We start from the raw sequence: 14,209 nt of genomic DNA on the forward strand, positions 1-14,209 counted from the left end.
AAACTATCGATTGGTGTCTTCACCGACCGAAATAATTGATAATAATTAAACTATCGGTTGGTGTCTCACCGACCGAAACAATTAATATTTTAAGACCATATTAATATATGATTAAAACTGTTTCTATTTTAGGTTGCGGCTGGTTTGGGTTGGCTTTGGCAAAGAAGTTGGTTGCTGAAGGCTATTTGGTTAATGGTTCCACTACAACGCATGAGAAAATTCAATTGCTAAGTGAAAACCACATTAAACCTTTCTTAATCAATTTCACCGCTGAACATATTCAGGCAGAGGAAATTTTCTTTGAAGCAGAGGCACTTTTTATCTGCATTCCACCTAAAAGGAATTCGAACGAGTTACATAATTATCCTGATAAGATTAAAGCAATTTTAAACGCTGCAAAAGGGAAAACATCCAAAGTTATTTTAATCAGTTCGACAAGTGTTTACAACGACGAGAATAAGATAGTAAACGAAACCAACGAAACTAGTCCGGATACAGATTCGGGAAAAGTGGTTTTATTGGCAGAGCAAATCTTAAAAGAATATTACCCAAATGATTTTACGGTTATCCGCTTCGCGGGATTAATTGGTCCAGATAGAAACCCAGGAAGGTTTTTTGCGGGAAAAAAGAACCTTGCAAATGGCTTAGCTCCAGTTAACCTGATTCATCAAAAAGATGCAGTAGGTATAGCCGAAGCCATACTGGATAAACAAGCATTTGGAAGAATTTATAATGCCTGCTCTCCAGATCATCCGACAAAGAAAGATTTTTATGTAAAAGCAGCAAAACAATCGGCAATCGAAGAACCGGAATTTTTGGATGAAAAACAAAGCTGGAAAATTGTAGAAAGCTTAAATGTGCCTAATTATTTGGGTTATGAATTCCAGATAGCATTGTAGATTGGATTGTCCGCAGATTTCAAAGCATTAAAAAAACGTCGATTTAGAAAATAGATTTTTTCTCCCGCTAATTACTAGGATTAACTTAACAGTCCTAACAAAGCTTTTTTAGTTAGATTTTTAAATATAATACCTTCATTTTGGATCAAATCTTTTACTAAATCCTTCTTAACGGATTGTAACTTCATTATTTTCTCCTCAATTGTATTTGGACAAATTAAGCGTACAGCCATCACATTTTTATGTTGCCCAATGCGGTAAGCCCTATCAATGGCTTGATTTTCAACAGCAGGATTCCACCATGGGTCGACTAAATAAACATAATCGGCTTGTGTTAAATTCAAGCCTGTTCCACCAGCTTTTAAGCTAATCAAAAACACAGGAATATCGGCATTATTCTGAAAAGACTGAACAATTTCTTCTCTTTTACGGCTTTGACCTGTTAAATATTCGTAGCGGATTCCTTTAGCTTCAAGCTGTTTTTTAATCAAATCAAGCATGGTAACAAATTGAGAAAAAACAAGGATTTTGTGATTTCCTGCCTTGCTTTCTATTTGCTCCATCAATACATCAATTTTTGAAGAAGCCTGTAAATAGGACTTGCCATCGGCAAGTAAGGCAGCCGAATTGCAAATTTGCCTTAAACGTGTAATGCTTCGTAGCACATGCATAGAGCTTTTGGGTAAATCATCTTCGCTTTTACCCATAATATAATCTTGAATTTCCTTTTTATTGGCCTCGTAAACTTCTCGTTGCTCCTCACCCATTTCGCAATACAAAACAATTTCAGTTTTATCAGGCAGTTCTTTTGCAACCTGCTCTTTGGTTCGTCGGAGAATAAAGGGTTTTATTTTTCTTCTCAATTCTGCAGCTCGTTTACTGTCTTTAAACTGATCAATTGGCGTAGAATATAGATCTGCAAATTGTTGTTTGCTACCGAATAAACCAGGGCAGGCAAAAGAAAGCTGTCCATATAAATCAAAAGTATTGTTCTCTACGGGCGTGCCTGTAAGGGCCACCTTATTCCTGGATTGCAACATCCTTACCGTTTTATATCGTTGCGATTCTGGATTTTTAATATTTTGAGATTCATCCAGGAAAATATAATTGAAACGATAATCCTTTAGAAAACGAATATCAGAAAGTAAGGTTCCATAAGAAGTCAGGATGATTTCAAAACCTTCAAAATCATTTGTATTTTTGATTCTGTCGGCACCATATATAGTTTTAACTTTAATCGATGGTGCAAACTTCTTTACTTCGGCTTTCCAGTTAAAAATTAACGAAGCTGGAACAACCACAAGGTTGACATTATTTTCTACCTTTTCTCTTTGCGATAAAATAAAGGCGATAATTTGGATGGTTTTCCCCAAGCCCATATCATCGGCAAGTATAGAGCCGAAATTAAAATCATCCAGAAAATTAAGCCTATTTAAGCCGTCTTTTTGATAATGACGAAGGGTTGCTTTTAAAGCTTTTGGTAGCTCTACTTCTTCCGCAGCATTAATGCCATCAAATTTTTGTTTCAAATTCTGCAATTCATTCCGTACCTGTCCATCAAGCAAGGCATCTTCATATAAATCATCTATCGAAGCATATTTGATTTTATGCGTAAGTAAACTGTCTTCAACAATTTCGCCAGCGTTAAAATAGCCTGTAAATTTTTCTAGCCATTCTTCAGGTAAAATTCCCTGTGTTCCATCATCAAGGGTAATAAATTTGCTTTTATTTCTTATGGATTTATGAAGATGTTTTAGTGCTACTTTTTGCTTGCCAAACTTTACCTGAACCTTGGTTTCAAACCAGTCGGTACCGCTTAAAACCTCAATATTAATTTCGGCCTTATGTTGGTTAAGCTTATTATTTTTAAGCTGATTAAAGCCCAGGATATGAATATCTTTACTGCGCCAGGTTTCAAAAGCATCTAAAAACCAGGCTTCCTCTAAAAAACGTTTCCGATGAAGGTAATAGGAATCGTTCGTTTCCTGGTCGTAAAAAAATGGGTGTTGCTTTAAAATTTCGGCCGTAAATTGTAATTCAGCATCTTCTTCGCGGTGTAACGTAAAGAGATTTCCAAATTTATCTTGTGCCTGTATTTGCTTTTTGGATAATACGGGTATTTCCAAATTTCCATAGCGCATTACTGGCGTAATCAAAATATATTCTTCCGATTCGGAAAGGTAAATTAGTTTCTCGTTTTCTAAATCGAAGCCCTTTTCTTCAATCTGCTTTGGTGTTGCGGGTTTTAAGTACGAATAATCTACCTGTATGCTGCCTTCGAGCTGAATAAGAATATTCTTTTGAAATTCTGCATACTTGCTTTTATAAATAACCAAACGATTACTCTGTTTGATAAAAAAGCTAATGACTTTAACCAAGTCGGCACGTGGCAGCAAATAAAGTTTATTATTTAACTGCACAAAATACTGATGACGAATCCTTAAGTTTTCTAAAGCATAGGCATTGCCTTCAATAATTAATCGTCCACTGATTTCAAAGAAATCGTCTTTCTGATTAACGGTTAACCTTAAATCTGCATCCAAAACCATCAACTCAACTGCTGCAATTGAAGACGCTTGGATATTTACAGATGCCTTTGCATCGTGCAAATAAACAGGGATATTCAATGGGTTTTTAGCGATCGCCTTTAACGCTTCAAGTTCGGTTTCTACCTGACCTGGTGTATAATTATTTTGAAATTTAGAAACCCCACTGTAATATTTAAGTGCTGTATTGTCTTCTACTTTAAATATTAAATCGGCAGGACTAACAGATTTAAAGGGATTTTTAGCCTTTCCTGTTTTGGTAATCTGTGCTTCGAATAATTCTATATTCAGATTATTGTAATAACGATGCTGGCTTAAAACCAGAATCATTTTATTGGCATCTTTTTGATTCCTAATCGGAATTTTTAGTTTCTTATCGGGCAACAAAACCGCCTCGAGTTGCTGCTTGGCTTCGGTATTAAAAGCTTGCAAGGCAGTAATTTTAGGTTTTATTGTTAATTCTCCGTTTTCGAATTTAAGGTTGAATCGTGCGTCGAGATTTTCTTCGTTTTCCAAGCCATAATCAACCGCAATCTTTTTAAGTTTTTGCCTACGAAGGTTTTCATCAAAAAATACCAGCAAATCCTGGCGTTGTAAAATGTTATACAAAACCTGCGCCTGGTGTTCGCAAAGTTTGTTTTTAGGCGTATCGCAACGGCAAGATAACTTTACAAGGTTTGCGGTTTGCTGCACTTGTACTATTGGAAAAGGTAAAGTAGCCGATTCATGACTAAAAGCGCCGAAGTCTATTTCAATTTGTTCAGGGAAAAGACTAAAAAAACCTTTGGTATCGGTATGAATTTGTTGCCTTAAGTGTTTCAGGATAAATAAATCACTCAGGTGTTTAAGATTAAAATCCGATAAGATATAATCGTATGGATTTATTTCTTTTTCGCCTGTTTCGGTGTTTTTTTCCTGCATTTAAAAGTAAATATTGAGGAATAAAAGTAAGGAAACGCTTTTAAATTTATGGCTTTAAAAATTCATTAAGCGTTTATTGGCTTACAACGACATTTAAGAAATATAGGTTTAATTTGAACTTATATTTCTTAAATCGTCAATTTATAGTGGTTAGCCTAGCAAGCCTTTTATATCGGCAGGCGAATAGTTTATTGATTTTAAAGTTTTATCATCCGATTTCCTGAATACTAAAAACAATCCGTCGATTTCTTTATAGTATGATTCAGTTTGGTCTTTATCAAAATAGAACTGAATAGTTTGTTCTGCTTCTTCTACAGTTTTGCAAGCTTTGCTCATGTTCGAACGGTGCACTTCATCAAACAAGGTTTTAAATTTTCCACCCAAACCAAATTCGTGAATTGCGCCTGCTAAAACATATTGCAAATCGCAAAGTGCATCTGCAACCTCAACTAAATCATCATTTTCAACCGCTTCCTGTAATTCTTTTAATTCTTCTGCTAAAAGTGAAATACGAAGATTTGCACGTTGCTTTGATGGAATAACAGGCGATTCTAAAATCGGATGTTTAAATGTGGTGTGAAATTCTGCAACCTGGTTTAAAGAATTCGTTTCTTGCATAATAATGTTTGGTTTTATAATGCTGCAAACTTAAAAAAATCGATATAAATATTTTTGTCGTTTTATAAACATCAATCAGGTTAATCACAATTACAAAAAATCAGTTTATTTGTTTTCTCTAACGATTTTAAAAAAATCTTCTTTATAAGTATCCCCAATTGGGATAGATTGATCGCCAATGTAAAGCGTATTGCCATCAATCATTTTAATTTTTTCGAGTGATACGATATAGGATTTGTGAACCCTGTAAAAAGGTGGTTGCGGCAATTGTGTTTCCAGTTCGCGTAATGCCTGATAAGTTACGATTCTTTGATTTGCTGTGTAAACTGAAACGTAGTTTTTCAAGCCTTCGATGTATAAAATTTCATTATAATTTACCTTAATAAATTTGTTTTTGGTGTCGCCTTTAATAAAGATAAAATCGTTGGTTGTAGCAGGTTGATTTACAACTTCGTTTTGTGCGGGTACTATAATTTGTTGTGCTTTTTGCGCAGCTTTATAAAAACGTTCGTAAGAAATTGGTTTTAAAAGGTAATCTACTACATCCAAATCAAAACCATCGAGTGCATATTCTGGATATGCTGTTGTTAAAATTACTTTACATTTATCGCCACATATTTTCAAAAACTGAATTCCAGTTAATTCAGGCATTTGAATATCCAGAAACACCAGGTCTACCTGGCCATTTTGAACTAGGTTTAAAGCTTCGAAAGCATTAGTTGTTGTGCCAACTAGAGTTAAAAAAGGAGTTTTATTAATAAATGCGGCAATAATATCTGATGCGTAAGATTCATCATCAACAGCTAAACATCGAATCATAATTAAAGATTTATTATTAATGTGGTTTTATAAGTATTTCCGTTATTCGAAATTAATAATTCGTGTTGATCTGGATAAATTAAATCTAACCTACGATGAATATTAACTAATCCTACGCCACTTGAATGATCTTTTTGTGCATGGCTAATTTTATTGCTTACCTCAAAACTCAGCCTTTTTCCATTTACTTTTAATTTTATCCTAACGGGATGTTTTTCATCGTTTAAAACCCCGTGTTTAAAAGCATTTTCTACGAAAGGAATTAACACTAAAGCAGCAACTTTTTGCTCTACAATACCTTCTGCATTAAAATCGACAAAGAAATTAGGCTCAAAGCGCATTTTAAATAGTTCAATATAACTTTCCAAATATTCTACTTCTTTAACGAGGCTTACTCGTCCGTCAGGGCTTTCGTTTAAAGTGTAACGCATTAAATCAGACAATCGCAATATAGCATTAGCCAGTTTATCGGAAATAGGAATGGCCAGTGAATACACATAATTTAAAGTGTTGTATAAAAAATGTGGATTGATTTGTGATTTTAAAAAAGCAAGTTCTGATTTTACAACCTCATCCTTTAATTTTCTATTCGCAATTTCAGTTTTAAAGTTCTGTTGTACACTATAAACCGCAGCCGAAATGGTGATGTAAGAAATACCATAGTAAATGTTATCTATAATGTAGCTAATTGTAGTGGTTTGGTCGGAGTAATTATGAAAATTAAACCATTTCAAATACAAAATCTCCTCAATAAGAAAACGTAATGCTATAAAAACACCCAGTGCAAATATTACACCTAAAACTAGCTGAGGAATTTTACCCTTTTTCAAATACTTAGGATACACCCATAAATAGCAAATATAAAATTCAACAATTTGAATAATTGTCATGGAAACGCCTAAGGCAATACTAACAAAACTTGCTGATTCTATAAGGTAGCCACTATATTGGTAAGTAAGAATTAATACCCAACAGAGCAGGTGTATAAAAATGACTTTTGTATTTTTCATGTTCTAAAGCTAGACAAAGCATTTCAAAGGCTAAATCTTCTTATTCCAAACCTAAAAAAAATTATCCCAACACCTCATTATTAAGGACAAAGTCTATTTTAATAAGGAAATTGATACTTGTACTCTTTGGTTCAAAAAATCACCCAATCAACAGATAAAAAGATTATTATCCCTTTAGGTTGAGGACATATTTCGATGCTACTAACTAAAGTACCAACAACATCCAAATGTTACATGCAAAATGACCTGAATTGCCAAGCGCATGACCTAATTTCTTAAAACCTGCTTTTTCGTACATTCCAATTGCAGTAGCCAATTCGGGGAAAGATTCTAGGTAAACTTCATTATAACCATAGTGTTGGGCAGATTCTATACTTTTTTGCATTAAAATTTTGCCAATACCCTTACCCCGTGCATCCGCAGAAAGGTAAAACTTCACCAACTCCACGCAACCATCGGGCAAACCATCTGTTGGATAAATGCCGCAACCACCAAGTATAACGCCATCTTCTTCTGCCAGCCAGTAGTCAGAACCTTCTTGCTTAAAAACATCATACAAGTGGTCGGTAGTCGGATCAGTATAAACAGTGCCTGGCTTATCAATTTTAAATTCTCTGAAAATTACACGAATAAGCGTTGCTAATTCTTTATTATCACTTTCCTCTATTTTACGAATCTTGATGGCCATTTTCTAATTAATTATGGGAGTATAAACTTTACGATATAATACTTATTTGATATTCTGTTAATATACCAAAGGTACATTTACAAATATTTTAATCGAAGACATGAATCAAATATTTAGTTTATTTATTCCAAAAGATAAAAATTTTCAACCATTGTTTGAAGATGGCGCTGTTAATCTTTCGAAAATTTCTGAAGCACTTGTTCACTTCATCCGCTCGAAAGATGAGGCTGAAAGAAGCTTGCTTTCTAAAGAAATAAAGGCATTGGAGTTGGTTGGAGACAAAGCTACAGATGCGATTTATGAAGAATTAAATAAAAGCTTTATTGTACCGTTTGATAGGCAAGATGTACATGCTTTAGCAACTAAAATCGATGACATCGCTGATGATATTCTTGCCATTATGCTAAATATGGAACTTTATCATTTAAACGTTTCAAATGATGCAATGTTAAAACTTGCAGAAATTATTGCTAAAATGTGTAGCGAACTTGCTGTTGCAATTAAGGAAATAAAACACTTTAAAGACAAGCAACTCATTATAGATATTTGTTATAAAGTTGGTCAGATGGAAAGTAAAGCTGATCGACTTTACGAGCAATCCATCTCCCTATTATTTGAAAACGAAACAGATGCGATTTCGTTAATCAGACAATCTGAAATTTTGAGCTTACTTGAAAAAGCGACAGATAAATGTGATGATTTAGCAAATGTAATCGAAACCATCTTTTTAAAAAACGCTTAGTTTTCCGCCAATTAAAGGGGTATTTTATATCCTTTTATTTAAAATAATTGATAAATATTAAAACAAAAGATGATCCTAAATCATTTGTTAAAGAAAAGATATTTATGGAAAATCAAGATAAAAACACCAACAATCCACATCCAAAACCATCTGATGATGCACAGGCACAGGTAGAAACTATAATTCCATCTACTGAAACCGAGGAAAGCAAAACAACCGAAGTTAAGCCAGTTAAACAAGAGGATACAAGCGAGAAAGCTGAGGATAAAAATAACGAGGTGGCATCTCAGAAAAAAAAAGATGAGGTCACTGATCCAGATGATTTAACGGATGCTGAAGACACCGAAGCCAATGCTGAAGAAAAAACTGATGAATCTGACAAAGGTGATCAGATCGAAACTGTTGCCCCTTAAATTTTCGAACTTATTATATTTAAATCAATGCTGAAATAGTTTTGCTAATTTGGCGTTATGATTAGCATGAAAAAGAAACTATTGCTTTGCCTCTTAACCGTTTCAATGTTCGGTTGTGGCATTAACAAGCAAGCACAACAAATAAAGGCACTTGAAGCCTGTACCTATAAGGTTAAAAACGTAAATCAAATAAGTCTTGCTGGTACAGATTTAGCCAAATTAATTAATGAGCAGAATTTTAGTTTGACAAGTTTACCAGGTGTTGCCTTAGGTTTATTGAGAAAAGATATTCCGTTAAGCGCAAAACTGAATCTGGAAATTACTAATCCTTCATCAAACTTAGCTGCAATTAATCAGTTTGAATATAAAATTTTAGTAAACAATACCGATTTAGCAGAAGGTATTATAAATCAGGCCGTAAGTATTCCACAAGGGCAAACCGTTTCTGTACCTGTACAAATGACTAGCAATATTTATGGTTTAATATCAAACGGAAACGTTTTAAATGATATTATAAAAGCTGCTCAGAAAGGCTCTAAAAGTGATGAAAAGTTAGGTTTATTGACAATTAAAATTAAACCAACAATTATGATTGGGAATACACCAGTAAAATATCCCGGTTACATTACCATTAATAAGGATATCAGTAGTAAAATCCTATTATAAACAAAAAAAGTCCTCAGATATTAAATCGAGGGCACTGAAAAAGTCCTTGTTAAAAATGTCGTATTAAATATTCAGAAAAAATGGTAGATAAGGCCTCTTAGAATCCTCTAAATGGAAAATAGAATTTAAGAGATTGCGAATATCATAAAGAAAAGGGCTTATGAATGTTTTATTCCATAAGCCCTTTTTAAATGGCTAGTTTTTCAGTGCCCTCATTAAATCTGAGGACTTTTTTTGTTTATTGACCTATAATTAAAACTTCTTACGTGGTTCTTTTACCATTCCTTTAAAACTATTTTGGTCCAGAGTTTCTGACACTAAGTTAAGTTCTGCAACTGATAACCTTGTTGGCATTGTTGTAGATTGGGCGCTTAAGCTTGACGTTTTAGCCGCTGTAGTTACGAAACTACCTGTTTTTGCGTAAAGCAAAGCGTATGACAATAGTGTTTCTGATTCATCTCCCCAAGCTTTTGTTAAATCTTCAAAAGCTTCTTTGTCAACAGTTAACCCTGCATAATAACCACCAGTTCCAGTTTGATTTTTGGTTTCAAACTCAGGAATATACATATCTACTTTATCAATTTTAATTGGGAAAAAGCCAACTGGCTTACCATAGGTGGTTGTTCCAATTAATTTAACATCCATAACAGGCTTTAAACTATTAATGGTTAATTCACTTGCTGAAGCAGTTGCATTGGTTACAATAAAATATACTCTACTTAGGTTTAATGCACCAGATTTTGCAAATTTCTCAATATTATCTGCCGAAGTTGATGAATAATTTAAGTCGGCATAAGTTGCATAAGTATCATTTACACCACCCTTAAATGGCTGTAATTTACCTGCATCATCGGTTATCGGTTGCTTAGCTAAAATAGATGCTTTTCGCTGTGCTGTAGTTAGGCCCTGCAAATAAGCATTATAATAAGAGGTATACATTGTATTACCCGTTTGCGCAGCAGGACCAAGTATGTTAATAATTTGCGTTGCAGTACTTACATAACCACCTCCATTATACCTTAAATCTACAATCACTTCGGTTGCACCCTGACTTGCAAAATTTGCAAATGCTGTACTTATTGCTGCATTCGCATTATTGGTATAGCTATTAAAAACAATGTATCCTACCTTTTTTGTACCAACCGTATATACGTTTGTGTATAATATCGGATTTAAAGTATAGGTAGCTCTATTTACGGTAACAGTTTTAGAAACACCTGCCAAATCGGTAAAGGTTACTGTTACACTGCTATTTGTACCAAATAAGGCACTATTTAAAAAAGTAACGTTGCTTGAGCTGTAAGTTAAATTTGCTTGCGAATTTACGGCTGTAATCTTACACCCTCTTGATAAACCCTGCTGACTTGCAGGCGAATTTGGATAAACGTATTTAACGCGTAAATCTGTAGTCGTGTTATATAAAACTGAAAAACCATAATCGGTTTCACTGCCATTTATATCTGCTTTTAAAGATGCTGTTTTCCCTGTGGTACCATAATCAAAAAACGAATATTTAGGCGATGTACTTCCATTAACATATTCATAAGGTTTTCCTGTAGCTGGGTTTAAAGAAAATTGCGTAATTGCATATAATTCTGTTTCATTAGAACTGTAACTGCGGGGTTTAAAGGCCTCGTACGTTGGTAACGATGTATTCCAGTAGTAAAGTTCTTTAGCATATAAAAAAATCGAATCCTTTGTTAGCTCATCTCTTGTAGCAGCCACTGGAGTTGGAGTCGGTGTAACCGCTGGTGCGGGTTCGCTTTTCTTACAAGCACTAATCACCGATATACTAATAAGGGTTATTAGCATAAGGTATTGTCGGGTAGATCTTTTCATGGCTGATACAATGTTCTAACGATATTAAACTAAATACGTTTTTTTTGGCATAAAAGTTTGTTTTAAAAAAATTTCGCAGAAAAAACAGATAATCTAATGTAAGGTTATTCCAAATATATTTAATCAATGTACCGTTAAATAACAATTATTTAACGATAAAAAGCCTTTCAATCCTGAAAGGCTTTTGTTGTAGCTAAATGGGATGACATTATATGCTACAATGAATCTCAGTTCTTCTACTAACTGAAATGGGTTTAAACAGGAATAGTTTAAGTAGTTTTTTTATCAAATAGCTTCGCTTAAAATGTAAATCATTTGCCTGTTATCGAGTAAAAACAAATATTCTCTCCCTATGGTAGATTTTGTTTTGTTTATTTTGACAACCTTACCTTGGTTCTCATATTCATCTACGATCTCATCGCCGATTTTAACCCGATTTAATTTTCGTAGAGATGTTTTATAAGTTACATTTATCATACGCTTGTTTATTTATCTATAATAAAAATAGATAATACTTTGAAGCTAATTTAATAAAGTAGATGAAGGCCTGAATATAGTAGAGGTAAATAGAATTACCGAAGATTAGAGCTAAAAGCTATATTACAAAGAATAGTAGAAATATGCTTTTATCACTCTAATCAAACGTTTGTTTAGTATTTTACAGAAGAAATAAGTAGACCTAAATGCCTTTTAATTTGTCTCTCTTACACCCCAATAACTTATAGAGAACAATGTATATTTAATTTGGAAAATTAAAATCTCAGAAAATGGAAAAAATAGAATTTAAAAAAGAGGTTAAAGCATCGGCAGAAAAAGTTTGGGACATTCTGTTAGGCACAGATACTTATCCTAAATGGACTTCAGTTTTTGCAGAAGGTTCTTCGGTAGAAACAGATTGGGAAAAAGGTAGTAAAGCAATATTCGGAGATGGAACAGGAAATGGTATGGTTTCCAGAATTGAAGAAAATATACCTTTTAAATTTTTATCTATAAAACATTTGGGCGAAATTAAAGATGGAAAAGAGGATTTAGATAAAAATTGGGGTGATGCGTATGAAAATTACACCTTAACAGAAAAAGACGGACATACCATTTTAGATATTGAACTAAATATTAGCAACGACTGGAAAGATTATATGAATGATACCTGGCCGAAAGCATTGGCTCTTGTAAAAGAATTGGCTGAAAAATAAACCTGTTAAAACCAAAAAAGCCTTTCATTTCTGAAAGGCTTTAGGAAGTGGTGCCTGCTGGAATCGAACCAGCGACACAAGGATTTTCAGTCCTTTGCTCTACCGACTGAGCTAAGGCACCTCCCTTTTGGGATTGCAAATGTAATATTCTTTTTTTCAAATCCAAGAACCGAATTGAAAAAATATTCGCTACTGTTCTCAACTTTAAAAACCAAAAAGCCTTTCATTTCTGAAAGGCTTTGGAAAGTGGTGCCTGCTGGAATCGAACCAGCGACACAAGGATTTTCAGTCCTTTGCTCTACCGACTGAGCTAAGGCACCTTCCGTTTGGGATTGCAAATGTAGCGTTCTTTTTTCAAAAGCAAAACTTTTTCTAAAAAAACCTTTTCACTAACTGATTATCAATTAATTAATTTTTACAGCGCTTTAAATTTAATGCGAAAACTAAATTTAGAATAAATACAAACAACAATTTATCCTATTTTTTTATGCATGCATAGTAATTTATTTGAATTAAATATCCTAATTTAGCACTAACAAACCTAAAAACAGATGGTAAGCCAAATTCTTTTTCTCCTAATAACATTGGCCGCAGTTGCGCTATTTTCAGTTAATTTTCGAAAAATTATCCGCAATATACGCTTAGGTAAAGCTGTTGATCGTAACGATCAACCTAAAAAAAGGTTAATAACCATGATTAGGGTAGCCTTTGGCCAATCGAAAATGGTGGTCCGCCCTATTCCAGCATTTTTACACTTTTTCGTTTATGTTGGTTTTGTAATCATTAATATCGAGGTTTTAGAAATTATGATCGATGGCCTTTTCGGAACCCATCGTATTTTTCACGGCTTAGGCGGTTTATATAACTTCCTTATTGGCTCATTTGAGATATTAGCTTTTACAGTATGGCTGTCATGCGCAATATTCTTAGTTAGGAGAAATATTTTAAAATTAAAGCGCTTTAGAGGTGTCGAAATGACTAGTTGGCCAAAATCTGATGCAAATTATATTTTGATTACCGAGATATTATTAATGTCGGCTTTTTTACTGATGAATGCAGCTGATGCAAAACTACAGGCCTTAGGCGCAGGCCATTACGTTAATGCAGGCTCATTTCCCGTAAGTCAGTTTTTACAAGGCCTGTTGCCAAATACAGTTAATGCATTAGAATTGATCGAAAGAGGTTGTTGGTGGTTTCATATTATTGGCATTTTAGCTTTTTTAAATTACCTGCCCTACTCAAAACACTTCCACATTCTTTTTGCCTTCCCGAATACCTACTTTTCAAACCTGGAGCCTAAAGGTGAATTTACTAATATGGCTTCTGTTACCAACGAAGTTAAAGCCATGCTCGATCCTTCTTTTGTTCCTGCAGAAACTGAACCAGGTAAATTTGGCGCAAAAGATGTAACTGATTTAACATGGGTAAACCTGATGAATGCTTACACTTGCACCGAATGTGGCCGATGCACTTCTGTTTGCCCAGCAAACATTACTGGTAAATTATTATCGCCAAGAAAAATTATGATGGATACCCGCGACAGAATTACTGAAGTAGGTAAAAATATAGATAAGAATGGCGCCGAACATCAGGATGGCAAATCCTTACTTGACGACTATATTTCGAGAGAAGAAATTTGGGCTTGCACCAGTTGCAATGCTTGTGTGGAGGCCTGTCCTGTAAATATAGACCCATTGCAGATTATTATGGAATTACGTCGCTTTGCAGTGATGGAAGAATCGCAGGCACCATCGAGCATTAATGCCATGCTTGGCAATATCGAAAACAACCAGGCACCATGGAAATATTCACCTGCCGATCGTTTTAACTGGGCACAGGAAAATTAGTTTAGAAT

The 14,209-nt window shown here is 34.2% G+C and carries 12 protein-coding genes and 2 tRNA genes; 6 read left to right on the plus strand and 8 right to left on the minus strand.

Annotation, left to right across the window (positions count from 1 at the left end):
* Positions 1 to 107: 107 nt before the first annotated feature.
* A complete protein-coding gene (locus ABD692_RS03200; RefSeq protein WP_344764873.1) occupies positions 108 to 899 on the plus strand; it encodes an NAD(P)-binding domain-containing protein in 792 nt (263 codons plus the stop codon).
* A gap of 80 nt (positions 900 to 979) precedes the next feature.
* Here ABD692_RS03200 and ABD692_RS03205 read toward each other — a convergent pair whose 3' ends face one another.
* The 5 genes from ABD692_RS03205 to ABD692_RS03225 all read right to left on the minus strand — a co-directional run bounded on the left by ABD692_RS03205 (position 980) and on the right by ABD692_RS03225 (position 7,501).
* The gene (locus ABD692_RS03205; protein WP_344764875.1) at positions 980 to 4,366 is read right to left on the minus strand and encodes a DEAD/DEAH box helicase; all 3,387 of its coding nucleotides are present in this window, start codon (positions 4,364 to 4,366) and stop codon (positions 980 to 982) included.
* Positions 4,367 to 4,516: 150 nt separating this feature from the next.
* Positions 4,517 to 4,984 carry a nucleoside triphosphate pyrophosphohydrolase family protein gene (locus ABD692_RS03210; RefSeq protein WP_316759479.1) on the minus strand — a complete coding sequence of 156 codons (468 nt, stop codon included), beginning with the start codon at positions 4,982 to 4,984 and terminating at the stop codon, positions 4,517 to 4,519.
* A gap of 105 nt (positions 4,985 to 5,089) precedes the next feature.
* A complete protein-coding gene (locus ABD692_RS03215) occupies positions 5,090 to 5,803 on the minus strand; it encodes a LytR/AlgR family response regulator transcription factor (RefSeq protein ID WP_344764877.1) in 714 nt (237 codons plus the stop codon).
* A 2-nt stretch (positions 5,804 to 5,805) separates the two neighbouring features.
* A complete protein-coding gene (locus ABD692_RS03220) occupies positions 5,806 to 6,813 on the minus strand; it encodes a sensor histidine kinase (RefSeq protein WP_344764879.1) in 1,008 nt (335 codons plus the stop codon).
* Between the two features lie 205 nt (positions 6,814 to 7,018).
* Positions 7,019 to 7,501, minus strand: a complete 483-nt coding sequence (locus ABD692_RS03225; protein ID WP_344764881.1) for a GNAT family N-acetyltransferase — start codon at positions 7,499 to 7,501, stop codon at positions 7,019 to 7,021.
* Between the two features lie 100 nt (positions 7,502 to 7,601).
* Here ABD692_RS03225 and ABD692_RS03230 point away from each other — a divergent pair, with 100 nt between their 5' ends.
* The 3 genes from ABD692_RS03230 (at position 7,602) to ABD692_RS03240 (ending at position 9,322) form a co-directional block, all read left to right on the plus strand.
* Positions 7,602 to 8,243 carry a DUF47 domain-containing protein gene (locus ABD692_RS03230; RefSeq protein ID WP_344764883.1) on the plus strand — a complete coding sequence of 214 codons (642 nt, stop codon included), beginning with the start codon at positions 7,602 to 7,604 and terminating at the stop codon, positions 8,241 to 8,243.
* A gap of 104 nt (positions 8,244 to 8,347) precedes the next feature.
* A complete protein-coding gene (locus ABD692_RS03235) occupies positions 8,348 to 8,656 on the plus strand; it encodes a hypothetical protein (protein WP_344764885.1) in 309 nt (102 codons plus the stop codon).
* Positions 8,657 to 8,722: 66 nt separating this feature from the next.
* On the plus strand, positions 8,723 to 9,322 hold the full coding sequence (locus tag ABD692_RS03240; protein ID WP_316759492.1) for an LEA/WHy family protein: 600 nt from the start codon (positions 8,723 to 8,725) through the stop codon (positions 9,320 to 9,322).
* 252 nt (positions 9,323 to 9,574) lie between these two features.
* On the opposite strand, the gene ABD692_RS03245 is transcribed toward ABD692_RS03240, so the two are convergent.
* Positions 9,575 to 11,161, minus strand: coding sequence for a S41 family peptidase (locus ABD692_RS03245; RefSeq protein ID WP_344764887.1), 1,587 nt, complete (start codon positions 11,159 to 11,161; stop codon positions 9,575 to 9,577).
* A 767-nt stretch (positions 11,162 to 11,928) separates the two neighbouring features.
* Here ABD692_RS03245 and ABD692_RS03250 point away from each other — a divergent pair.
* Complete coding sequence (locus ABD692_RS03250) at positions 11,929 to 12,354, plus strand: SRPBCC domain-containing protein (RefSeq protein WP_316759496.1); 426 nt, start codon at positions 11,929 to 11,931, stop codon at positions 12,352 to 12,354.
* 48 nt (positions 12,355 to 12,402) lie between these two features.
* On the opposite strand, the gene ABD692_RS03255 is transcribed toward ABD692_RS03250, so the two are convergent.
* A tRNA-Phe gene (locus ABD692_RS03255) sits at positions 12,403 to 12,475 on the minus strand.
* 126 nt (positions 12,476 to 12,601) lie between these two features.
* A tRNA-Phe gene (locus ABD692_RS03260) sits at positions 12,602 to 12,674 on the minus strand.
* 231 nt (positions 12,675 to 12,905) lie between these two features.
* Here ABD692_RS03260 and ABD692_RS03265 point away from each other — a divergent pair.
* Positions 12,906 to 14,201: a 4Fe-4S dicluster domain-containing protein gene (locus ABD692_RS03265; protein WP_344764890.1), complete on the plus strand. Its 1,296-nt coding sequence runs from the start codon at positions 12,906 to 12,908 to the stop codon at positions 14,199 to 14,201.
* Positions 14,202 to 14,209: the final 8 nt, after the last annotated feature.

It is taken from the genome of Pedobacter ginsengiterrae (genome assembly GCF_039537385.1).
GTDB classification, from domain to species: Bacteria; Bacteroidota; Bacteroidia; order Sphingobacteriales; family Sphingobacteriaceae; genus Pedobacter; species Pedobacter ginsengiterrae.

What these genes read in the sequence shown, in the direction of transcription:
- ABD692_RS03200 (WP_344764873.1), top strand. Translation starts at nt 108, where the DNA reads ATGATTAAAACTGTTTCTATTTTAGGTTGCGGCTGGTTTGGGTTGGCT.
- ABD692_RS03205 (WP_344764875.1), bottom strand. Translation starts at nt 4,366, where the DNA reads ATGCAGGAAAAAAACACCGAAACAGGCGAAAAAGAAATAAATCCATAC.
- ABD692_RS03210 (WP_316759479.1), bottom strand. Translation starts at nt 4,984, where the DNA reads ATGCAAGAAACGAATTCTTTAAACCAGGTTGCAGAATTTCACACCACA.
- ABD692_RS03215 (WP_344764877.1), bottom strand. Translation starts at nt 5,803, where the DNA reads ATGATTCGATGTTTAGCTGTTGATGATGAATCTTACGCATCAGATATT.
- ABD692_RS03220 (WP_344764879.1), bottom strand. Translation starts at nt 6,813, where the DNA reads ATGAAAAATACAAAAGTCATTTTTATACACCTGCTCTGTTGGGTATTA.
- ABD692_RS03225 (WP_344764881.1), bottom strand. Translation starts at nt 7,501, where the DNA reads ATGGCCATCAAGATTCGTAAAATAGAGGAAAGTGATAATAAAGAATTA.
- ABD692_RS03230 (WP_344764883.1), top strand. Translation starts at nt 7,602, where the DNA reads ATGAATCAAATATTTAGTTTATTTATTCCAAAAGATAAAAATTTTCAA.
- ABD692_RS03235 (WP_344764885.1), top strand. Translation starts at nt 8,348, where the DNA reads ATGGAAAATCAAGATAAAAACACCAACAATCCACATCCAAAACCATCT.
- ABD692_RS03240 (WP_316759492.1), top strand. Translation starts at nt 8,723, where the DNA reads ATGAAAAAGAAACTATTGCTTTGCCTCTTAACCGTTTCAATGTTCGGT.
- ABD692_RS03245 (WP_344764887.1), bottom strand. Translation starts at nt 11,161, where the DNA reads ATGAAAAGATCTACCCGACAATACCTTATGCTAATAACCCTTATTAGT.
- ABD692_RS03250 (WP_316759496.1), top strand. Translation starts at nt 11,929, where the DNA reads ATGGAAAAAATAGAATTTAAAAAAGAGGTTAAAGCATCGGCAGAAAAA.
- ABD692_RS03265 (WP_344764890.1), top strand. Translation starts at nt 12,906, where the DNA reads ATGGTAAGCCAAATTCTTTTTCTCCTAATAACATTGGCCGCAGTTGCG.